Here is a 396-nt window from a genome sequence, read left to right as displayed (position 1 = left end):
CTATAGGAAAACAACGATGAATCACGATGAGTTCAACCAATTTTGTCGTTCCTTTCCTGCTACTACATACGTAGTGCAATGGGGTGGCTCTCATGTTTGGAAAGTGGCTGGAAAAGTGTTTTCTATTGGCAGTATCGGCAAGGATCAGCAACCCGTTTTTACTTTCAAAACATCGGATTTGAACTTTGAGTATCTGAGTGAGCTCGATGGTTATATTTCCGCCCCTTACTTCGCCAACCGAGGTATGAAGTGGATCCAACAAACGGAGACGTCAGGTGTATTAGACGAAGAGTTGAAGTATTACTTGTCTGAGTCCTACCGTCTTATTGTGCTCGGGCTTAGTAAAAGGTTACAGAAAGAGTTGGGAATTACGCCAAGAGCAGACGGTGAATCCGC

General features: G+C 44.2%; 1 protein-coding gene. It reads left to right on the top strand.

Annotation, left to right across the window (positions count from 1 at the left end):
* Positions 1 to 16: 16 nt before the first annotated feature.
* Positions 17 to 396: MmcQ/YjbR family DNA-binding protein (locus GOU96_RS18395; RefSeq protein ID WP_267784454.1), on the top strand; the 380-nt coding region annotated here is incomplete at its 3' end.

The sequence above is a fragment of the Vibrio sp. R-1 genome, assembly GCF_035615595.1.
In the GTDB taxonomy this organism is placed as follows: domain Bacteria; phylum Pseudomonadota; class Gammaproteobacteria; order Enterobacterales; family Vibrionaceae; genus Vibrio; species Vibrio cholerae.
The sequence above is the reverse complement of the archived record's forward strand: the minus strand, read 5'-3'. Positions and strand labels throughout refer to the sequence as shown.